This is a genomic window from Pseudomonas sp. 478, assembly GCF_003254125.1.
In the GTDB taxonomy this organism is placed as follows: Bacteria; Pseudomonadota; Gammaproteobacteria; order Pseudomonadales; family Pseudomonadaceae; genus Aquipseudomonas.
In genome coordinates this window covers 493861-514243 of record NZ_QKZG01000003.1, presented here as the reverse complement: position 1 = coordinate 514243, position 20383 = coordinate 493861, and the positions used below count along the sequence as shown (strand labels likewise).

The following is a 20383-nucleotide window of genomic DNA, read 5'->3' as shown; positions in this document are numbered from 1 at the left end:
AAGTTTTAGTGCCCTATTCTTTGTTTGGCAACTTCTAGTAGTTCGCAACCATCCTGCGTTAATAAATAAAGCGCATTCACGATATGAGGGATGTCTTTAACATCGGCCTGTTTGAAGCACAGGCAATAAAGCGTTTCGAGCAAATCGCTGGCCGCGCGCAGACGTTGGTGTGCGGCGTCGAGGACGGCGCCAGTGCTGGCCGTGGTGTCGATGACGAGGACGGGCGTTTCGCTGTAGCTGGTTTTGAGGGGACGATAGCGGTCTTGCATTGAGGTCAGTCCTATAGGAATTCGGGCAATCTCGCCGGCAGCCGACACCCTGATTTCAGCCGCGCCGCAAACTATGAAGGTGGCGACGCAGCGCGGCAATACGGCTTCGATGGACAGGTTTTGTAGGGGGTTTACCTGCCTTTTCGGACCGAACCTACGTGTTTCCCAAGGTTTTTTACGCCCGAACCCTTACACGGCAGATTTCCTACGGGGTTGTCAGGCCCAACCCATCAAACCTCTGTAGGGTGCGCGCCAGAATCAGTAGGACGTTTCCAAATGTCCGCCCAACGCTTAACGGGAATTAGGTATGCAATGGCTACGTGTGGCCTCGGCGAACCCTTCTGCCCTCGCGTGCGAAGCCGTAGCCTCATCGACTGCTGACGATCGTTCGAAGCTGTATCATCCCGTATCGTTTTGGTCCCCGACCTTTTCTCGACTCGCTGCGTTTGCCGGCTAGGCTTTGGGCTTCGCAGCGGTCAACGGAGTGACAGCTTATGCACAACACCCTGGAACAGGTTTTCGGTTATCCACAGTTTCGGCCCGGCCAGGAAGCGGCGGTCAGCGCGGTGTTGGCCGGGCGTTCGGCGGCGGCGATTTTCCCCACCGGCTCGGGCAAGTCCCTGTGTTATCAATTATCCGCCTTGCTGCTGCCGCACCTGACGCTGGTGGTCTCGCCGCTGCTGGCGTTGATGCAGGATCAACTGGCGTTCCTGCAGCGCCACGGCATTGCGGCGGGCAGTATCGATTCGGCCCAGAGCCGCGATGACGCCAGCGATGTGATGGCTCGGGCCAAGTCCGGCGAGTTGAAGATTTTGATGATTTCCGTGGAGCGCCTAAAGAACGAGCGTTTCCGCAATTTCTTGCAGCAAGTGCCCATCTCGTTGCTGGTGGTGGATGAGGCGCACTGCATCTCGGAATGGGGCCACAATTTCCGCCCCGATTACCTCAAGCTTCCCGACTATCAGCGCCAGTTCAACATCCCTCAGGCGCTGCTACTGACCGCCACCGCGACACCCAAAGTGATCGCCGACATGGAGGCCAAGTTCGGCATCGCCCCCGACGATGTGGTGACCACCGGTTTCTATCGGCCGAACCTCAATCTGTTAGTGGAACCGGTGCGCGGGCAGGATAAACGCCGACGCCTGGTCGAATGGATGAGCGAACGTCCCGACCAGCCGAGCATCGTTTACGTCACGTTGCAGAAAACTGCTGAGTACATCGCCGAACACCTGGGGCGCAACGGCATACAGGCCGAGGCGTATCACGCCGGTTTGCCCCACGAACAACGGGAAGGCATTCAAAAGCGCTTTATGGGCGGGCAGTCCAATTGCATCGTCGCCACCATTGCTTTCGGCATGGGCATCGATAAGAGCGACATCCGCAACGTGGTGCATTTCGACCTGCCCAAATCCATCGAAAACTACAGCCAGGAAATCGGCCGCGCCGGGCGTGATGGGCAGCCGTCCGATTGCCTGGTATTGGCCAACCGCGACAGCCTCAACGTGCTGGAAAACTTCGTCTACGGCGACACGCCTGAGCTGGATGGCATCCGCCATGTGCTCGACGAGTTGCAGGCCGCCGTGCCCGAGGGGCAGTGGGAGTTTCTGTTGGGGCCGTTGGCGGACCACAGCAACATCCGCCAATTGCCGCTCAAGACCTTGCTGGTGCAGTTGGAACTGCGCGCAATCATTGCGCCGCGTTACGCCTATTACGCTGAATACCGCTTCAAATACTTGCAGGAACCCGAGGCGTTGCTGGCCCGCTTCGAGGGTGAGCGCAAAGACTTCGTCGCGGCGATCATCCAGACCTCGAGCCGCGCACGGACCTGGGCCACGGTGAATTTCGATGCCCTGTATGAGCAGCATCAGGCCGAGCGTAATCGCGTGGTGAAGGCGCTGGATTATTTCCAGGAAAAGGGCTGGGTCGAGCTCGAAAGCAAGCAGATGACCGAGGTCTACAGCCTGCTGCAAACCGACTTTGATGCCCAAGCCTTGAGCGAAGAGTTACACGCCTACTTCACCCGCCATGAACAAACCGAGATTGCGCGGATTCACGCCATGCTGGATCTGTTCGCCACGGACCATTGCCTGGGTTATCGCTTGGCCGAGTACTTCGGCGATGAAAATGCGCCGCAGCAGTGCGGGCATTGTTCGGTGTGTCATGGGGATGTGGCGCGGTTGCCGACGCCACCGGAATTACCGGCGCTTGTGGATAAAAATTTCGAGGCGTTGTGTGGTGATTTTATCCACAGGCACGCGCAGTACACCGGCAACACTCCATCGGCGGAACGCGTGACACGGTTTTTATGCGGCATCGGCGTGCCGCTGTTCACCAAGCTCAAGGCACGGTCGATTCCCGGGTTTGCGGCGCTGGAGGACTATCCGTATGCCGAAGTCCGGACGTGGGCCGAGGCGCATTTGCCACGCTAGATCATTCCCACGCTCTGCGCGGGAATGCCTCAACGGACGCTCTGCGTTCGGCTTTAGAAGGGGACGCGGAGCGTCCCGGGCTGCATTCCCACGCGGAGCGTGGGAACGATCAAGTGGGCGGTCATCCATCCGCTGAATGTCGCTCATCACAGGAATAAATTTCAAAAACGCGCGGTGGCTGACTATGGTGAAGGCTGTCTTTGGATCGCCAACAAGAGAATAACCATGAGCCAGACACCGTTCACTATTCAGCGCGCCGCCGTCATTGGCGCAGGCACCATGGGCCGTGGCATTGTCATGTGCCTGGCTAACGCCGGCGTCCCGGTGCAGTGGGTCGATAACAACCCACAGATGCTTGAACAGGCGCTGGCGAGCGTGGCGGACACCTACGCCCACAGCGTGCGTCAGGGACGGATCGATCAGGCCGAGGCGGACGCTCGCCTGGCACGGGTAACGGCGGCTGCTGACTATGCGGCGATCCGCGAGGTCGATCTGGTGATCGAAGCGGTGTACGAAAACCTCGAACTCAAGCAGAAAATCTTCCGTGAACTGGACGGTCTGCTCAAACCTGAAGCCATTCTGGCCAGCAATACCTCGGCGCTGGATATCGATGCCATCGCTGCGGCTACTCGCCGTCCGCAACAGGTCCTGGGCCTGCACTTCTTCAGCCCGGCGCACATCATGAAACTGCTGGAAATCGTTCGCGGTGCCCAGACTTTTCCGGTGGTGCTTGAGGCGGCTCTGGCACTGGGCAAGCGCATGGGGAAGGTCAGCGTGGTGTCGGGCAACTGCCATGGTTTCATCGGCAACCGCATGCTGCATCCGTATGTGCTCGAAGCGCGCAAGATGTTGCTCGAAGGCGCTTATCCCTATCAAGTCGATGCGGTGCTGCAAGGTTTTGGCTTTGCCATGGGGCCGTTCCGCATGTACGACGTGGTCGGCATCGATCTGGAGTGGCGCGCTCGGCAGTTGGCCGGCATTGGGCAAGATGCGCCCGAAGTTCAGGTGGACAATCGTCTGTGCGAATTGGGTCGTTTCGGTCAAAAGAGTGGCAATGGCTATTACCACTATGAGCCGGGCAGTCGCCAGGCTGAGCACGACGTTGAAGTCGATGCGCTGGTGCTGAAGGTCAGCGAAGAACTAGGGTTCCAGCGACGCGAGATAAGCCCCGAGGAGATTCTGGAGCGCTGCTTGCTGGCACTGGTCAATGAAGGGGCGAAGATCCTTCAGGAAGGGATTGCCGAATCGGCGCACGACATCGATCTGGTGTACCTCAATGGTTACGGCTTCCCGGCGGACAAGGGCGGGCCGATGGCCTGGGCGGATCAACAAGGGCTGGCGGATATTCACCAGCGGTTGCTCGCGCTTGAGACGAAGCAGGGTGATCAGTGGAACCCGGCGCGGTTGATCGGGGAGTTGGCGGCGGTGGGTAAAGGGTTTGCGGATCGGTAGACTTCATAATGCTGATCGTTCCCAAAGCTCTGCGTGGGAACGCCTCCATGGACGCTCTGCGTCCGCTCCTGAATGTGACGCAGAGCGTCACGGGCTGCATTCCCACGCAGAGCGTGGGAACGATCATGAAAGGACCGCATTGATGTCCCAACGCACCGACTATCCCCACTTCCAACCCATCACCACCCGCTGGCACGATAACGACGCCTATGGTCACGTCAACAACGTCACCTATTACAGCTTCTTCGACACGGCAGTGAACACCTACCTGATCGAAGTCGGTGGTCTGGATATCCATGACGGCGAAGTCGTTGGCTTTGTGGTGAGTTCGGCCTGCGATTACTTCGCTTCCATTGCCTTCCCTGACCGGATCGAAATCGGTTTGCGGGTGGGCAAGTTGGGCAACAGTTCGGTGCAATACGAGCTGGCGGTGTTCAAGGCCGGGGAAGACGAAGCCTGCGCGGCAGGGCGCTTTGTGCATGTGTTTGTGGATCGGACATCGAATCAGCCGGTGGCGATTCCTGCCGGGTTGCGCGGGGCGCTTCAGCGGTTGGCGGTTTGACGGGCGAAAAAAATCGCAGCCCTTGGGCTGCGATTTTTTGATACATCGGCAAATCAGGCGATTGAAGCCTCAGTCGCGATAGCGATGGTGATGCTTGCGGTGGCCATAGGCATGACCGCGCCCAGGATGGTCGTCACGGTAGTAGCCACGATCACCACGGTCGCCACGATAAGAACGACGGTCATCATCATCGTCATTGCTACTGTTGCCCATGTGATTGCCCAGCGCGCCACCGACGCCGCCGCCTGCTGCGGAGCCGATCAGGCTGCCGGTGGTGCCGCCCATGCTGCGGCCAACCACGTTACCGCCTGCTGCGCCCAACGCACCACCAATGGCGGCTTCGCCACGGCTGTGTTTGTCTGCGCCAACTGCGCTACCACCCGCGCCGCCCAGGGCCGCGCCAATGGTGGAACCTGTACTGCCGCCTAATGACTGACCGACGACCGAGCCCAGAACCCCGCCCAATGCGCCGCCCACACCTGCTTCGGTGGTGCCGCCAGCAGAAGCGAAGCCACTGACCAGGCCAAGGGACAACAAGAGAATCGAGGAGAACTTCATAGAGGAACCTCAAGGGGATGACGGCGCGATCCTGAGGCCGTGTCATGGTCCTGACAATCGAAATCCGACGAGTAACACGACTTGAGCACATTTCTATAAGTTACTGTTTTTTAGCTGGAACTTAAGTGTTTTTCGCCGGTCTTTAGCTACTTCGGATAGGCCGTTTTCATGCAAAACGGCCTTTTTTGTGGGCGTTTGGAAAGTGAGTGGAAGATTCGTTGAATGTTCCACCGCAATCGCGAGCAGGCTCGCTCCCACAGTGGATTTGTGTACGACACAGATCAAATGTGGGAGCGAGCCTGCTCGCGATTGCGGTAGATCAGACGCTGCGTCAGGCCGACTTGGCCATGATGAGTCCGGTTTCACTCGCCGCTTCCAACCGGATCGCCACAAACTTCGATGTCGGCGTATGGCTGCCATCCCCGATGCTCTCCAGCGGCACCAGCGGATTCACTTCCGGGTAATAAGCCGCCGCTTGCCCGGCAGGGATATCAAACGCCAGCAGCGTAAAGCCCTTCACCCGACGCTCACGGCCGTCATCCCAGATCGAAACGATGTCAGCCTTCTGCCCCGGCTTGAACCCCAGGCGAATGATGTCGGCTTCATTGACGAACAACACATCACGCTGACCTTTCACGCCGCGATAGCGGTCATCAAGCCCATAAATCGTGGTGTTGTACTGATCGTGAGAGCGCATCGACTGCATGATCAGGTCCGGCAATACGCCGGTGGCGCGCGTGCGTTCGTGCACCAGATCTTTAGGCAGGACGTTCGGACGGAAATTGGCGCGCCCCGACGCGGTATTCCAGCGGCGAGCACCGGCGCTGCTGCCGAGGTAGAACCCGCCCGGGTTCTGGATCTTCTCGTTGAAGTCCTTGAAACCCACAATGGTGTCGGCGATCAGGTCGCGGATGCGCCGGTAATCGGCTACCAGCCAGTTCCAGTCCACCGGTTCGCTGCCCAAGGTCGCGGCGGCGATGCCGGCGATGATCGCGGGCTCCGAGCGCATCTGCTTCGACAGCGGCTGCAACTGGCCGTTGGAGGCGTGAACCATGCTGAACGAGTCTTCGACGGTCACCGCTTGCGGGCCTTCGGTCTGGATGTCGATATCGGTGCGGCCCAGGCACGGCAGGATCAGCGCCTCTTTACCGTGGGCCAGATGACTGCGGTTGAGCTTGGTGCTGATTTGCACGGTCAGGTCACAGTTGCTCAGGGCCTGGAACGTCCGTGAGCTGTCCGGGGTGGCTTGGGCGAAGTTGCCGCCCAGACCGATAAAGACTTTCGCGCGGCCATCGGCCATGGCATGGATCGCCTCGACCACGTTGTGACCGTTTTCACGCGGCACCTTGAACTTGAAGCGACGCTCCAGGGAATCGAGGAACGCCACCGGCGGACGCTCGTTGATGCCCATGGTCCGGTCGCCCTGCACGTTACTGTGGCCGCGCACCGGGCACAGACCGGCGCCGGGCCGACCGATGTTGCCGCGCAGCAACATCAGGTTGGCGATTTCCTGGATGGTCGCCACCGAATGGCGATGCTGGGTGATGCCCATCGCCCAGCACATGATCACGTTCTTGCCTTTGGCGTACATCCGCGCCGCTTGCTCGATTTCAACCAGCGTCAGTCCGGATTGTTCGACGATCTGCTCCCACGAGGTGTCGTCGACGATGCCCAGGTATTCCAGCACGTTGACACTGTGTTCATTGAGGAAGTCGTGGTCGAATACGGCAAGCTCACCCTCCTTCTGTGCGTCACGCTCCCACTGCAGCAGGAACTTGGCCATGCCGCGCATGATCGCCATGTCGCCGCCCAATGCCGGACGGAAGTACGCGGTGTTGGTCGGTTTGTCGCTGTTGGTGAGCATTTCGATCGCGTGTTGCGGGTGCTGGAAGCGTTCCAGGCCACGCTCCTTCAAAGGGTTGATGCACACCACCTGAGCGCCGCGTTTCACCGCTTCGCGCAACGGTTCGAGCATCCGCGGATGGTTGGTGCCAGGGTTCTGACCCCAGACAAAAATCGCGTCGGCGTGTTCGAAGTCGTCGAAGGTGACGGTGCCTTTGCCGACGCCGACACTTTGCGCCATGGCCACACCGCTGGCCTCGTGGCACATGTTCGAGCAATCGGGGAAGTTATTGGTGCCGTAGGCACGCACGAACAATTGATACAGGTACGCCGCTTCGTTGCTGGCGCGGCCCGAGGTGTAGAACTCGGCCTGATTCGGGCTCGACAGGCCCTGCAAATGTTTGGCGATCAAGGAGAACGCAGCGTCCCAGCTGATCGGCTTGTAGCGATCGGTTTCGGCGTCATAGCTTAATGGCTCGGTCAGACGGCCCTGATATTCCAGCCAGTAGTCGCTTTGATCCAGCAACGAACTGACGCTGTGTTTGGCAAAGAACGCACCGTCGACACGGCGTTTGGTCGCTTCCCAGTTCACTGCTTTGGCGCCGTTCTCGCAGAACGCCACCATGCCGGCTTCATTGGAATCGCCCCAGGCACAACCGGGGCAGTCGAACCCGCCGTTTTTGTTGGTTTTGAGCATCATGCGCAGGTTTTTCAGCGCGTTGTCGCTGGTCAACCAGGCCCGGGCAACGCTGGCCAACGCGCCCCAGCCACCGGCTGGACCTTTGTAGGGCTTATAACGCGGAACGGGTTTCTGGTCGGCTTGTTGATGTTGACTCACGCTGGGTTCTCCGTCGCGGGGCTGTAGACCCGCGGCGCACTTTTCTGCGGCAGGTGGATGAGATTGAGGTTGTGGCGACGGGCCCATTGCACGGCAAGGCCCGTGGGCGACGACAGGCTGACCAGGGTCTGGATACCTGCGCGCAACACTTTCTGGATCAGTTCGAGACTGCAACGGCTGGTGACAATCACCAGCCCGCCGGTGGTCGGGATCTTCTGACGGATCAGTCCGCCAATCAGTTTATCGAGGGCATTGTGTCGGCCGATGTCTTCGCGACCCAGCAGTAATTGGCCCTGACTGTTCATGAACACGGCGGCGTGCACCGCGCCGGAGTACTGGCCAAGAGGCTGGAACGCACCGATGCGCTGACGCAAGCCATCCAGCCATTCGGCGGGCGGCAAGGGTGCGCCGGGCAACACCTTGAGGTCTGGCAATGCCTGCTCCACCGCTTCCACGCCGCAGAGCCCGCAACCGCTGGTGCCAGCCATTTGCCGACGCTGTTGCTTGAGGTTCCAGAAAGCGCGGTTGGCGATGGTCACTTGGGCGTATTGCGCTGAACCCGAGCCGCTGAGTTGCAGGTCATAAATGTCGCAAGCGTCTTCGATGATGCCGCTGCCGAGGCTGAAGCCGACGATGAAGTCTTCAAGGTCCGTCGGCGTCACCAGCATGACCGCCTGACTGATGCCGTTATAAGCGATCGCCAACGCGACTTCTTCGGCCAGCGCGGTGCTGGCCGATTCGGTGTCTTGAAGGTCGCAGTATCTGTATGTCTGGCTTGCGGCGGGCGCTGGCGTTTCGAGGGCTGGCGCCGCGCAGGCAGGGCGCTTGGCGTTCATGAGGTATCACCGACGGTTTAGGCTGCTTTAAGCCTAGGCGTGTCAACTTGTCGCGTCTAATCGCTAATACTGATCTACCGATAGATGGCATCGATCAAGAGCTCGGCAGCGATTGCTGAAATATCGCGAAACAGGCTTCCGCGAGCGCCGAACGCGGGGCGCTGCGACGCATGATCAGCCCCAGCCGGGCAAGGGTTTGAGCATTTTCGATGGGGTGCAGGCGCAAATGATCGGTGAGTTTTTCCAGGCCACCGTCCAGCGGCATCACGGCGCAGCAGAATCCACCGTGCACCGCTTGTAACAATTGGTGGACGGCATCGGTTTGCAGCAACGGCTGCGGGGTGAGGCCGCGACTGTGGAAGTTGTGGTCGATGGACTGCCGAAAATGCATGCCGCTGCTGAGCATGCCCAGCGGCAGTTCGATCAGCGATTCCCAACTCAGCGGCGCCTCGCCGAAACTGAAGAAGCGCTGATCGTAGAGCAGGCCCATGCGGGTTTCGCTGAATGCCAGGGAATCGAAGCGTTCGCCGTCCAGCCGCTCCAGGTACGACACGCCCAGATCCAGGCGATTGTTCGCCAGTTGTTCGAGGATCTGCTCGGAGCTCAGGGCCGAGAGTTCGAAGCGCAGGTTCGGGTGTTCGGCGTGCAGGCGTTGCATCAGCGGCAACGGATCGAAGCTCGACAGCGGCACCACGCCCAGACGCAACGTACCGACCAGGTTGCCGCGACAGGCCGCCGCCTCGGCCTGCAAGCCGTCGTAGGCCGCCAACACGGTGCGCGCCCACGCCAGCACCCGTTCACCCGGTGCGGTGAAACCCTCGAAGCGCTGACCGCGATTGACCAGCGGCAACTCGAGTTCTTCTTCGAGGCTGCGCAGGCGCATGGACAGGGTCGGCTGGGTGATGTGACAACGCGCAGCGGCCTGGCCGAAATGTCGGGTTTCATCGAGGGCGATGAGGAATTTAAGTTGCTTGATGTCCATCTTCGCTCCAGGGCGCGGGAAGGCTCGGATTCTAGCGCTTGGGGGGAAGCGGCGTCATTGGTCGGGTTGGAACCGCAGGTAACAGCCTTGGTCTAGTCTTTTGCGTCTGGAACCCAAAACCCAAGGAGAGCGCACCATGAGTATTTTTAGCTTCGTGAAAGAAGCAGGCGAAAAACTTATCGACTTGCTGACGCCAGGCAACGCCAATGCCAGCGAGCAGTTGAAAGAACACATCAGCAAGGTCGGCCTGGGTAACCCGAATGTGCAGGCGACGGTGGATGGCGACAAAGTCACCGTGACCGGCGAAGTCGGCAGTCAGGAAGAGAAGGAAAAAATCCTGCTGGCGGTGGGCAATATTGCCGGTGTCGGTAGTGTGGATGACCAGATCACCGTAACGGGCCCGGTTGCTCAGGCGGCGCGGTTCGTCACCGTTAAAAAGGGCGACACCCTCAGCGCGATTGCCAAGGCTGAGTACGGCGATGCCAACAAGTACAACAAAATCTTCGAGGCCAACAAGCCGATGCTGACTCACCCGGACAAGATCTATCCGGGGCAGTCGTTGCGGATTCCTGAGTAAGTCTCAAGGCTGTGTGATGGCCTTCGCGAGCAAGCCCGCTCCCACAGGATCTGTGTCGTCCACGATGGATGCGAACGACATAGATCCTGTGGGAGCGGGCTTGCTCGCGAAGCAGGCGACTCGGTCTAAAGCCCGGCAATCAACTCCCGATAATCCCCAACCGCCGCAAACTCCGCCGTGTCCTTCGGCCCTTTACGGCTGTCCGGCTCACTCACGGCCAACAGATGCGCCACCCCAAAATTCCGCGCGCTACGCAGGATCGGCAACGTATCGTCGATAAACAGACTGCGCGCCGGATCAAAACCGATGTCCGCTTGCAAGGCATCCCAGAATTGCGGGTTTTCCTTGGCGAAACCGTAATCATGCGAGCTGATCAACCGCTCGAAGTACGGCGCCAGCTCGATTCTTTCCAGTTTCAATGACAGCGAATCGCGATGCGCATTGGTGATCAGCACCACACGCTTGCCGGCCCGTTTGATGGCGGCCAGAAAGGTGTCCGCGTCCGGACGCAGGGCAATCAAATGCGCGGTTTCCAGTTTCAGTTCGCGCACCGGCAACTTGAGCTCGGCACTCCAGAAATCCAGGCAATACCACTGCAACTGGCCGGCGTTGCGTTCGAACAACGGCTGCAATTCCATCTCGGCCATCGCCCGGCTCACCCCGTGCAATTCGGCGTAACGCTGGGGCAGGTGCTCCATCCAGAAATGGTTGTCGTAATGCAGGTCCAGCAGCGTGCCGTCCATATCCAGCAGAACGGTGTCGATGTCGCGCCAGGGCAGCAGGGACATAAAAACTTCTCCAGCGGTAAAAAAGATATCCGACGTAAACAATCAGGATAGGCCGGGTATAGTAACGCGCTATCGCCAAGGAGCCGCTCATGCGCCAGAAACCCACCGTCCTCGCCCGCGAGATCGTCGCCACCAGCCGTTTGTTCTGCGTCGAAGAGCTGAAGTTGCGCTTTTCCAATGGCGTGGAGCGCACGTATGAGCGACTGGTGGGCAAGGGCGTCGGTTATGGCGCGGTGATGATCGTGGCGATGCTGGATGCGGACCACGCGGTGCTGGTTGAAGAGTATTGCGGCGGCACCGATGAATACGAGCTGTCCTTGCCCAAAGGCTTGATCGAGCCGGGCGAGGACGTGCTGGCGGCGGCCGAGCGGGAGCTCAAGGAAGAGGCCGGGTACGGCGCGCGGCAACTGGAGCATTTGACTGAGTTGTCGTTGTCCCCCGGTTACATGAGCCAGAAGATCCAGGTGGTGTTGGCCACTGATCTGTACGAAGAAAGCCTTGAAGGCGATGAGCCCGAGCCGATGGGCGTGGACAAAATCAACCTGCGTGAGTTGTCGGCTCTGGCCCAGAACCCGCGATTCACCGAGGGCCGGGCATTGGCAGCACTGTATCTGGCCCGTGATCTGCTGACTCAGCGTGGAGTGTTCCAGCCATGATTTTCCCCCATCCGTTGATGGCGCCTGTTGTTGAACTGGCGCTGAAGGCTGGCGAAGCAATACTTCCGTTCTGGCGCATCGGTACGGCTGTGACCGCCAAGGCTGACGATTCCCCGGTGACGGCGGCTGACCTGGCTGCTCATCATCTGATCCTGGCCGGGCTGACGGCGCTGGACCCGAGCATCCCGGTGCTGTCCGAAGAAGACGCCAACATTCCCCAGAGCGTGCGCGCCGGGTGGCAGCGTTGGTGGCTGGTGGACCCGCTGGACGGGACCAAGGAGTTCATCTCCGGTAGCGAAGAATTTACCGTCAACATCGCGCTGATCGAGCAGGGGCGTGTGGTGTTTGGCGTGGTGTCGATGCCGACCAACGGGCGCTTCTACGTCGGTGGTGCGGGTCTGGGCGCGTGGCGTGGCGATAAAGACGCGCAGCCTTTGCCGATTCAGGTTCGCGAGGTTCCTGCTGAGGGTGAAGCGTTTACCGTGGTTGCCAGTCGTCGGCATTCCAGTCCTGAGCAGGAGCGCCTGCTGGCCGGGTTGAGCGCCAGTCTGGGTGAACTGCAATTGGCTAACATCGGCAGTTCGTTGAAGTTCTGTTTGTTGGCGGAAGGGGCGGCGGATTGTTATCCGCGGTTGGCGCCGACTTCGCAGTGGGACACGGCGGCTGCGCAAGGCGTGCTGGAAGGGGCGGGTGGTGAAGTGCTGGATTTGAGCGGTGCGCCGTTCAGTTATCCGGCGCGGGAATCGTTGTTGAATGCGTTTTTCCTGGCGCTGCCGGCGAAGGCTGCGTGGCGCGAAAAACTGCTGGCGTTGGCTCGGAGCTGATCGTTCGGATTCAAGAGCCACCCCTCACCCCAGCCCTCTCCCCATAGGGGAGAGGGGGAAAGGGAGCCGATCTCCACGCTTTTCAAAACCTGAGTTCGACTCGGACTTTCAGGTCGATGTAGCTCAAAAATACACCTCGGTCAGTCCCCTCTACCCTCCGGGGAGAGGGTTAGGGTGAGGGGTGGTTCTTAAGCCCTACCGATGCAGTACGTACTGCCCCGTAAACGTCACCGCATCGTCATCACTGTCGGCATTGACGATCCGCGAATGCAGCGTCAACCGCGCCCGTCCATACCGCCCATACATCGCTAAAAACTTCTTCCACACCGCCGCACTCGGTGCATGGCAAATCGCTGTCGCGTCCATGGTCACCGGCAGCGGGTAGCTGATCTGCCCTTCCTGAATCACGATGTGCCCGCCTTCAACTCCTTCTTCACGCAAACGCAAATGCAGCCAGCCCCAACCGGCCAGCACCGCGCCGCAATACAGGCTGCCGCCAAACATCGTGCTTTTGTGATTGACGTTGGCCTCCAGCGGCAAGTGCAGGCGCAGTTGCTGGTCGTGCCAATCGAGCACTTTGAGGCCCATGTCCCGCGTCAGGGGAATGTCGCGATGGAGAACTGATTCCAGATGACGGCTGTCGCGGCTCATGCATGGATCTCTTGTTTGAAGATGATGATTGGACGGTAGCTCAATCGGGTTCGTCGGTGTGGATGCTGCCACCGTCGGCGAAGTTCAGCCCGTGCTTGCGCAGTTTGTCGTGCAAGGTCTTGCGTGGGATGCCAAGGGCTTCGGCGAGGCTGCGCACCGAGCTGTGAGAACGCGCCAGTTCGGCGGCGATCAAGCTTTTCTCGAAGTTTTCCACTTGTTCACTGAGACCGCCACTGACCACCTCGACCGTCATGCCGACAGCGCCATCCGCTGGGCTATTGTCCAGGGCCAATTCCAGGCCCAGGGCAAAGCGTTCGGCGGCGTTCTGTAATTCCCGCACGTTGCCTGGCCAGGTGTGGCGCAGCAGCAGGGCGCGTTGTCCCGGTTGCAACTCGTGGGGTGGCAGACCGTGTCGAGCGCTGGCTTCGTCGGCGAAATGCTGGAACAGCATCAGCGCATCTTCGCCGCGTTCACGCAGCGGCGGAATACGCAGCGGTGCGACGTTCAGGCGGTAATACAAGTCGGCACGGAAGCGGCCCTGATCGGCGGATTGACGCAGGTCTTCCTTGGTCGCAGCGATGATGCGGATGTCCAGCGGGATCAGCTGATTACCGCCCAAGCGCTCGACGACCCGCTCTTGCAGCAAACGCAGCAATTTCACCTGCACATCCAGGCTCATGCTTTCGATTTCATCAAGAAACAACGTGCCGCCATTGGCGAATTCGAACTTGCCGATGCGCCGCTTTTGCGCGCCGGTAAAGGCGCCTGGCTCGTGGCCGAACAGCTCGCTTTCTACTACCGACTCGGCGAGGGCGCCGGCATTGATCGCCACGAACGGACCGTTTCGACGGCTCGACAGATCGTGCAATGCACGTGCGACAACTTCTTTACCGGCACCGGTTTCGCCGAGAATCAGCACATCGGCCTTGGTCGCCGCCAATGCACCGATCTGCTCGCGCAGGCGCAGCATCGGCGCCGATTGCCCGACCAGTCGGGCGCTCAGCTCATTGCGATCGCTCAGGGCCAGACGCAGGCTGCGGTTGTCCAGCACCAGCCGGCGCAGGGCCAGGGCGCGGCGCACGCTGTCGAGCAGGGCGTCGCTGGCAAAGGGTTTTTCCAGAAAGTCATAAGCCCCGGCGCGCATGGCTTGCACGGCCAGCGGCACATCGCCGTGACCGGTGATCAGCAGCACCGGCAGTTCCGGGTCCTGGGCATGCAGTTCAGTCAGCAGTTCGAGACCGTCCATGCCCGGCATGCGGATGTCACTGACCACCACGCCGGGCCAGTCGCGTTCCAGTTGCGCCGCCAGGCCCTTGGCTTCGGCCAGTGGCAGGATTTTCAGGCCAGCGAGATCCAGAGTCTGGCTCAGGGCCTGACGCAGGTGCGGATCGTCGTCGATCAACACGACCTGGATGCGGTTCTCGATGGTCATGCACTTCGGTCCTCGGACGGTTGCAGGCTCACACCCGGTGCGCCTGCACGCAGCTTCAGGGTAATCAGGGCGCCACCTTCCTTGTGGTTGGAGAACGACAGTTCACCGCCGAAGGCGCGCATCAGGGTTTCGCAAATCGCCAGCCCTAACCCAAGCCCCTGAGTGCGGGTCTTGGTGGTGTAGAAGGGCTCGCTGGCGCGGCCAAGTGCCTCCAGGCAGAACCCGGGGCCATTGTCGCGAATGTACAGATTGACGCCGTCGGCAGTCGATTGGGCACTCAACCAGAGCTTACGCGGCGGGCCTTTTTCCGTCAGGGCGTCCAAGGCGTTGGCCAGCAGATTGCCGAGCACCTGACGCAGACGGGTTTCCCCGGCCTCGACCCACAGGGTGGCGGCCGGCAAATCGCGGATCAGCTCGACTTCCATGCTGCGTCGACGCTTGGCCAGCAGCGCCAGCGCATCGTCCAGCGCCGGTTGCAGGGCGACGCTTTCCGGGGCGTGGCGATCGCGCCGGGCGAAGGCGCGCAGGTGGGCGATGATCGACGCCATGCGCCCGGTCAGTTCGCTGATCAACTTGAGGTTGCCGCGTGCATCTTCAGTGCGCTGATGATCGAGCAGCACTTCGGCGTTTTCTGCGTAGCTGCGGATCGCCGCCAGCGGTTGATTCAATTCGTGGCTGATGCTCGCCGACATGGTGCCAAGGGCCGACAGTTTGCCGGCCTGCACCAGATCATCCTGAGCGCGAACCAGCTCTTGCTGGGCCTGTTCGCGTTCCAGCACTTCCTGTTTCAGTCGACGGTTGAGGCCTTCGAGGTCGCTGGTCCGCTCGGCTACCCGGCCTTCCAGCTCGCGACGGGCCTTGGCTTCGAAGGCGATTCGATCAAGGTAATGACGGCGGCGCTGCATCATCAGCCCCAGCAGCAACATCAACACCAACAACGTCGCGCCGCCGATGGCGACGACCGTGCGTACCGGGCGATCGATCAAAGTACGTGGGGCGAGGATGCTGACGTTCCAACCGGTTTCTGCGATGGACTGGGTTTGTGTCAGCCAGGCGTTGGGGTTGAGCCGCAAGGGTTTGGGATCACGGGTCGGATAAGGTTGAATCGCAGTAATAGCCTTGCTTTCTTCTTCGCCCAACGGGCGGGTCGAGCGGAATCGCCACTCGGGCCGCGACGTGAGAATGACCACGCCGTTATGGTCGGTCAGCAGCAGTTGTTCCGGGGTTTTGCCCCAGAGGCTTTCGGTGTGGTCCAGGTCGACCTTGACCACCAGCACGCCGATGATCTTTTCGCCGTTACGCACGGCGGCGGCGAAGAAATAGCCGCGCTTGGCCGATGTTGTGCCCAAACCGAAAAAGCGCCCAAGCCGCCCGGCCATGGCTTCGCTGAAATACGGCCGGAAGGAAAAATTACGCCCGACGAAACTGTCGTGTTTGTCCCAGTTGGACGCGGCCAGGGTCTTGCCCGTGGTGTCCATCAGGTACATGACTTCGGCGCCGGTCTGGGCGCTGATGTTTTTCAACAAGCGATTGGCGTTGCCCTGGGTGACGCCATCGTCGGGCGCACCGAGGACGGCTCGCAGGGCCGGTAGATCGCCGAGGATCTGCGGCAACACTTCATAGCGGTGCAGGGTGCCCAGCAGGTTGGCGACGTAAAGGTCGAGGGTCTGACGGTTCTGCCCGGCCAGTTCGCTGCGGTAGTAGCGCTCGGCCAGATGCTCCAGCGGCCACAGCAACGGTGCCAGGCACAGCGCGAGCAGGGCCAGGCTGCGCCAGCGGGGTCTGCGGGGAAGGGTCGGAGTCATGAGCATCGAGCGCCTGTGGGTACAGGCGCATTATGCCTAGGCTTGCGGGCGTAGTCTGCGCGCCGTGGGTCAGGATGCTTGCGTGGTGAAGATTCAGACGGTGTTTCAGGAAAAGACGTCAGCATCCTTGAAAAACGCCGCGGCCTGATCTTTGCCGGACAGTTGTGGTACTTCGTCCAGTTGCCAATCAATGGCCAGGTCTGGGTCATCCCAGCGAATGCTGCGCTCGGCGGACGGGGTGTAGTAGTCGGTGGTTTTGTAGAGAAATTCGGCGAAGTCGCTCAGCACCACGAAACCGTGGGCGAAACCCTCCGGGACCCAGAGTTGGCGATGGTTCTCGGCGGACAGACGCACAGCCACCCATTTGCCGAAATGGGGCGAGCTGCGGCGAATGTCCACGGTCACGTCGAGTACTTCACCGACGGTGACCCGAACCAGTTTGCCTTGAGTGTTTTCCAGCTGGTAATGCAGGCCGCGCAGTACGCCTTTTTGCGAGCGGGAATGATTGTCTTGAACGAAATTCGTCTCCAGGCCCGTCGCTTCTTTGAAAGCCTTGGCATTGAAGCTTTCATAGAAGAAACCACGCTCGTCACCAAATACCTTGGGTTCGATGATCAGAACACCGGGCAGGTCGGTGGTGACTACTTTCATGGTCTTTCTCCAGCAATAGGCGTGATGGGCGTCATTCTTGCGCAAAGTGGCGGCTGGCGCGAGTGGAGTGATTTTTTTCTGATCAGTTAACTGATTTGTCGAGCCTCAGGAGGGAGGCTGGCAGGCGAAGGGGTTGCGTATCACCCAAAGCAGTGGCGATATAAGCGCCTAATAAAATTTCAGGGGTCGTTGTATGCCACTCGCCACGTTGATTCATCGCGCCAGTTTGCCCAGCCCGAAAGTGTCTGCGGAGCAAGCGCTTGAGCTGCTGAAGGGACATTACGGCCTGAGTGGAAGGTTGCAGGCCCTCGGCAGCCAGCAGGATCTTAACTATCGGGTCGACAGCGACCAGGGGCGTTTTGTCCTGAAAATCTGCCGTGGTGATTACTCGGCGCAGGAGCTGCACGCCCAGCACGCCGGACTCAAGCATTTGGGTGAACACCCCGATGTGCATGTGCCGCGAGTGATTGCCGCCAAAAACGGTGCAGACCTTCTCTCGCTGGAAGTCGGCGGCCAACCGGTGCATGTGCGCCTGCTCGATTACATCGAAGGCCAGTCGCTCACACATCTGGATCATCTGCCCGGTTCAGTGGTGGCCGGTTTTGGTCGACTCTGCGGTGAAATGGACCTGGCGCTGGCCGGTTTCGACCATCCGGGCCTCGAGCGCACTCTTCAATGGGACGCCCGCCACGCCAACGCGTTGATCGCGCATTTGCTGCCGGTCATCACTGACGACCAGCAACGCCGGCTGATCGCTGATGCGGCTGAACAGGCCGAGCGTCATTTGCAGCCGCTTGTGGATAAGCTGCCGGTGCAGGCCATTCACATGGACATCACTGACGACAACGTGGTGTGGCAGCGAGATTCGCAACGTCAGTGGCAATTGCAGGGGGTGATCGATTTCGGCGACCTGGTTCGTACCTGGCGCATCACTGATCTGTCGGTAACCTGCGCGGCGCTGCTGCACCACGCTGATGGCGATCCGTTCTACATTTTGCCGGCGGTTCGGGCCTATCACGCGGTCAATCCGCTCACGCATGAAGAGCTATTGGCGCTCTGGCCGCTGATCGTCGCCCGTGCGGCGGTGTTGGTGCTCAGCGGCGAACAGCAGGTCAGCATCGATCCGGGCAACGAATACAGTCGCGACAACCTCACCCACGAGTGGGAGATTTTCCGCGTCGCCACATCGGTGCCGTTGGCGTTGATGGAAGCCGCGATCCTGACCGCCGTCGGCCAGAAACTGCCGGGCATCGGCAGCGAAGGCTTTGCGCCGCTGCTGCCGAGCCTGGTGGGGCGTGAGTTTGCGTTGATCGATTTGGGCGTGCTCAGTCCGCATTTCGAGGCCGGCAATTGGGAACAGGAGGGGATCGATCAGCGGCTGCTGACCGAAGCTGCCGCGGCTCACGGTTTGGCGGCCAGTCGTTATGGGCAATATCGCTTGTCTCGCACCCGCCCGGACAGCGCCAGCGAACCCGACACCTGCCCATTGCACGTCGAATTGCGAGTGCCCCACGGCACAGCGGTCGAATCACCGTTTGCCGGTGTGGTGCATCAGCCGGCGGCGGGTGTGCTGCAACTGGACGGCCCGCAACTGAGCGTGCGCCTGTGGGGCGTGACGCCGTCGCTGCACACGGGCGCAGCGCTGGTCAAAGGCCAGGTGCTGGGTTCGGTCAGCGGGCCGTTGATCGTGCAGTTGTGTCGCGGCGCTTTGTTCACGGCGCCGTTGTTTTGCACGCCGTCTCGCGCTGCGGCTTGGCAAGCGTTGTGCCCATCACCGGCGGTGCTGCTGGGACTGGCCTGTGACGCCGAAGAGGAACTCGATTCGCAGACGTTGCTGGCGCGCCGTGACGCCAGTTTCGCCCGTACCCAGAAGCACTATTACGTCGACCCGCCGCGTATCGAACGCGGCTGGCGCAATCACTTGATCGACATGCAAGGCCGTTCCTACCTCGACATGCTCAACAACGTCGCGGTGCTTGGCCACGGTCATCCGCGCATGGCTGCTGTCGCCAGTCGTCAGTGGTCGCTGCTCAATACCAACTCGCGATTCAACTACGCGGCGGTTGCCGAATTCTCCGAACGTTTGCTGAAACTGTCGCCGGACTCCATGGACCGGGTGTTCCTGGTCAACAGTGGCAGCGAGGCCAATGACTTGGCAATCCGCCTGGCATGGGCCTACAGCGGTGGTCGCGACATGCTCAGCGTGCTCGAGGCCTATCACGGCTGGACAGTGGGCGCGGACGCGGTCTCGACCTCGATCGCCGACAACCCGAAGGCTTTGAGCAGCCGTCCAGACTGGGTGCATCCGGTCACCGCGCCGAACACCTATCGCGGCGAATTCCGTGGCCCGGATAGCGCCCCGGACTACGTGCGCAGCGTCGAACACAACCTGGCGAAAATTGCCGAGCAGAAGCGTCAGCTGGCCGGTTTCATCTGCGAACCGGTGTACGGCAATGCCGGCGGTATCTCGCTGCCGCCGGGGTATTTGCAACAGGTTTATGCGCTGGTTCGTGCTCAGGGCGGCGTTTGTATCGCCGATGAAGTGCAGGTCGGTTACGGCCGCATGGGCAATTTTTTCTGGGGGTTTGAAGAGCAAGGCGTGGTGCCGGACATCATCACCATGGCCAAAGGCATGGGCAATGGCCAGCCGTTGGGCGCGGTGATCACCCGTCGGGAAATCGCCGAAGCGCTGGAGGCTGAGGGTTACTTCTTCTCGTCGGCCGGCGGCAGCCCGGTCAGTTGCCAGATCGGCATGGCCGTGCTGGATGTGATGGAGGAAGAAAGGCTCTGGGAAAACGCTCAGGTCGTGGGCGGGTATTTCAAGGAACGGCTTGAAGCGCTGATCGATATTCATCCGCTGGTGGGCGCGGTGCATGGTTCCGGCTTCTATCTGGGCGTCGAGTTGATCCGCAATCGCGAAACCCTGGAACCGGCAACCGAAGAAACCACGGCGCTGTGTGATCGATTGCGCGAGCTGGGGATCTTCATGCAGCCGACGGGTGATTACCTGAACGTCCTCAAGATCAAACCGCCGATGGTGACCTCGCGTCAGAGCGTGGATTTCTTTGTGGACATGCTGTCGAAGGTTCTCGCAGAGGGCCTGTAAACACACATCCCTGTGGGAGTGAGCCTGCTCGCGATTGGGCAGGATCAGTCGACATCCAAGTTGAATGTTCGACTGCAATCGCGAGCAGGCTCACTCCCACATTGGTACGGTGTTAATTCGATAGA

The 20383-nt window shown here is 60.4% G+C and carries 17 protein-coding genes; 7 read left to right on the top strand and 10 right to left on the bottom strand.

Annotation, left to right across the window (positions count from 1 at the left end):
- Positions 1–5 precede the first annotated feature (5 nt).
- A complete protein-coding gene (locus DFS28_RS09195; protein ID WP_074872576.1) occupies positions 6–269 on the bottom strand; it encodes a hypothetical protein in 264 nt (87 codons plus the stop codon).
- 494 nt (positions 270–763) lie between these two features.
- Between DFS28_RS09195 and DFS28_RS09190 the strand changes: the two genes are divergently transcribed.
- From DFS28_RS09190 to DFS28_RS09180, 3 genes are all read left to right on the top strand, one after another.
- Positions 764–2698, top strand: coding sequence for an ATP-dependent DNA helicase RecQ (locus DFS28_RS09190; protein WP_111449468.1), 1935 nt, complete (start codon positions 764–766; stop codon positions 2696–2698).
- A 225-nt stretch (positions 2699–2923) separates the two neighbouring features.
- A complete protein-coding gene (locus DFS28_RS09185; RefSeq protein ID WP_111449467.1) occupies positions 2924–4150 on the top strand; it encodes a 3-hydroxyacyl-CoA dehydrogenase in 1227 nt (408 codons plus the stop codon).
- Between the two features lie 142 nt (positions 4151–4292).
- Entirely contained in the window at positions 4293–4712 is a 420-nt protein-coding gene (locus DFS28_RS09180) for a thioesterase family protein (RefSeq protein WP_111449466.1), read from the top strand.
- Between the two features lie 69 nt (positions 4713–4781).
- On the opposite strand, the gene DFS28_RS09175 is transcribed toward DFS28_RS09180, so the two are convergent.
- The 4 genes from DFS28_RS09175 to DFS28_RS09160 all read right to left on the bottom strand — a co-directional run bounded on the left by DFS28_RS09175 (position 4782) and on the right by DFS28_RS09160 (position 9768).
- On the bottom strand, positions 4782–5270 hold the full coding sequence (locus tag DFS28_RS09175; protein WP_111449465.1) for a glycine zipper domain-containing protein: 489 nt from the start codon (positions 5268–5270) through the stop codon (positions 4782–4784).
- 331 nt (positions 5271–5601) lie between these two features.
- Positions 5602–7950 carry an FdhF/YdeP family oxidoreductase gene (locus DFS28_RS09170; protein ID WP_111449464.1) on the bottom strand — a complete coding sequence of 783 codons (2349 nt, stop codon included), beginning with the start codon at positions 7948–7950 and terminating at the stop codon, positions 5602–5604.
- Complete coding sequence (fdhD, locus tag DFS28_RS09165) at positions 7947–8786, bottom strand: formate dehydrogenase accessory sulfurtransferase FdhD (protein ID WP_111449463.1); 840 nt, start codon at positions 8784–8786, stop codon at positions 7947–7949. Before fdhD ends, DFS28_RS09170 begins: the two co-directional genes overlap by 4 nt.
- A 94-nt stretch (positions 8787–8880) precedes the next feature.
- On the bottom strand, positions 8881–9768 hold the full coding sequence (locus tag DFS28_RS09160; protein WP_111449462.1) for a LysR family transcriptional regulator: 888 nt from the start codon (positions 9766–9768) through the stop codon (positions 8881–8883).
- Between the two features lie 136 nt (positions 9769–9904).
- Here DFS28_RS09160 and lysM point away from each other — a divergent pair, with 136 nt between their 5' ends.
- On the top strand, positions 9905–10345 hold the full coding sequence (gene lysM, locus DFS28_RS09155; protein ID WP_111449461.1) for a peptidoglycan-binding protein LysM: 441 nt from the start codon (positions 9905–9907) through the stop codon (positions 10343–10345).
- 125 nt (positions 10346–10470) lie between these two features.
- Here the strand turns inward: lysM and yrfG are convergent, their stop codons facing one another.
- Positions 10471–11133 (bottom strand): GMP/IMP nucleotidase, encoded by a 663-nt coding sequence (yrfG, locus tag DFS28_RS09150; protein WP_111449460.1) that lies wholly within the window; start codon positions 11131–11133, stop codon positions 10471–10473.
- A gap of 89 nt (positions 11134–11222) precedes the next feature.
- On the opposite strand from yrfG, the gene nudE reads away from it, so the two are divergent.
- Both nudE and cysQ read left to right on the top strand, forming a co-directional pair.
- Positions 11223–11789 (top strand): ADP compounds hydrolase NudE, encoded by a 567-nt coding sequence (gene nudE, locus DFS28_RS09145; protein ID WP_111449459.1) that lies wholly within the window; start codon positions 11223–11225, stop codon positions 11787–11789.
- Entirely contained in the window at positions 11786–12613 is an 828-nt protein-coding gene (gene cysQ, locus DFS28_RS09140; RefSeq protein WP_111449458.1) for a 3'(2'),5'-bisphosphate nucleotidase CysQ, read from the top strand. The genes nudE and cysQ overlap by 4 nt, the downstream gene beginning before the upstream one ends.
- A 195-nt stretch (positions 12614–12808) precedes the next feature.
- Here cysQ and DFS28_RS09135 read toward each other — a convergent pair whose 3' ends face one another.
- From DFS28_RS09135 to rfbC, 4 genes are all read right to left on the bottom strand, one after another.
- A complete protein-coding gene (locus tag DFS28_RS09135) occupies positions 12809–13264 on the bottom strand; it encodes a YiiD C-terminal domain-containing protein (protein ID WP_111449457.1) in 456 nt (151 codons plus the stop codon).
- 40 nt (positions 13265–13304) lie between these two features.
- On the bottom strand, positions 13305–14696 hold the full coding sequence (locus DFS28_RS09130) for a sigma-54 dependent transcriptional regulator (RefSeq protein ID WP_111449456.1): 1392 nt from the start codon (positions 14694–14696) through the stop codon (positions 13305–13307).
- The gene (locus tag DFS28_RS09125) at positions 14693–16501 is read right to left on the bottom strand and encodes an ATP-binding protein (RefSeq protein ID WP_111449455.1); all 1809 of its coding nucleotides are present in this window, start codon (positions 16499–16501) and stop codon (positions 14693–14695) included. Before DFS28_RS09125 ends, DFS28_RS09130 begins: the two co-directional genes overlap by 4 nt.
- A 105-nt stretch (positions 16502–16606) precedes the next feature.
- On the bottom strand, positions 16607–17152 hold the full coding sequence (gene rfbC, locus DFS28_RS09120) for a dTDP-4-dehydrorhamnose 3,5-epimerase (protein ID WP_111449454.1): 546 nt from the start codon (positions 17150–17152) through the stop codon (positions 16607–16609).
- A gap of 193 nt (positions 17153–17345) precedes the next feature.
- On the opposite strand from rfbC, the gene DFS28_RS09115 reads away from it, so the two are divergent.
- Positions 17346–20258, top strand: coding sequence for an aminotransferase (locus DFS28_RS09115; protein ID WP_111449453.1), 2913 nt, complete (start codon positions 17346–17348; stop codon positions 20256–20258).
- The last annotated feature ends 125 nt before the right edge of the window (positions 20259–20383 follow it).

Excerpts from the sequence above, each read along its gene's own strand:
- nudE (WP_111449459.1), top strand. The coding sequence starts at position 11,223 with ATGCGCCAGAAACCCACCGTCCTCGCCCGCGAGATCGTCGCCACCAGC.
- fdhD (WP_111449463.1), bottom strand. The coding sequence starts at position 8,786 with ATGAACGCCAAGCGCCCTGCCTGCGCGGCGCCAGCCCTCGAAACGCCA.
- DFS28_RS09130 (WP_111449456.1), bottom strand. The coding sequence starts at position 14,696 with ATGACCATCGAGAACCGCATCCAGGTCGTGTTGATCGACGACGATCCG.
- DFS28_RS09125 (WP_111449455.1), bottom strand. The coding sequence starts at position 16,501 with ATGACTCCGACCCTTCCCCGCAGACCCCGCTGGCGCAGCCTGGCCCTG.
- DFS28_RS09185 (WP_111449467.1), top strand. The coding sequence starts at position 2,924 with ATGAGCCAGACACCGTTCACTATTCAGCGCGCCGCCGTCATTGGCGCA.
- DFS28_RS09180 (WP_111449466.1), top strand. The coding sequence starts at position 4,293 with ATGTCCCAACGCACCGACTATCCCCACTTCCAACCCATCACCACCCGC.
- DFS28_RS09175 (WP_111449465.1), bottom strand. The coding sequence starts at position 5,270 with ATGAAGTTCTCCTCGATTCTCTTGTTGTCCCTTGGCCTGGTCAGTGGC.
- DFS28_RS09115 (WP_111449453.1), top strand. The coding sequence starts at position 17,346 with ATGCCACTCGCCACGTTGATTCATCGCGCCAGTTTGCCCAGCCCGAAA.
- yrfG (WP_111449460.1), bottom strand. The coding sequence starts at position 11,133 with ATGTCCCTGCTGCCCTGGCGCGACATCGACACCGTTCTGCTGGATATG.
- DFS28_RS09160 (WP_111449462.1), bottom strand. The coding sequence starts at position 9,768 with ATGGACATCAAGCAACTTAAATTCCTCATCGCCCTCGATGAAACCCGA.
- DFS28_RS09135 (WP_111449457.1), bottom strand. The coding sequence starts at position 13,264 with ATGAGCCGCGACAGCCGTCATCTGGAATCAGTTCTCCATCGCGACATT.
- cysQ (WP_111449458.1), top strand. The coding sequence starts at position 11,786 with ATGATTTTCCCCCATCCGTTGATGGCGCCTGTTGTTGAACTGGCGCTG.
- lysM (WP_111449461.1), top strand. The coding sequence starts at position 9,905 with ATGAGTATTTTTAGCTTCGTGAAAGAAGCAGGCGAAAAACTTATCGAC.
- DFS28_RS09190 (WP_111449468.1), top strand. The coding sequence starts at position 764 with ATGCACAACACCCTGGAACAGGTTTTCGGTTATCCACAGTTTCGGCCC.
- rfbC (WP_111449454.1), bottom strand. The coding sequence starts at position 17,152 with ATGAAAGTAGTCACCACCGACCTGCCCGGTGTTCTGATCATCGAACCC.
- DFS28_RS09195 (WP_074872576.1), bottom strand. The coding sequence starts at position 269 with ATGCAAGACCGCTATCGTCCCCTCAAAACCAGCTACAGCGAAACGCCC.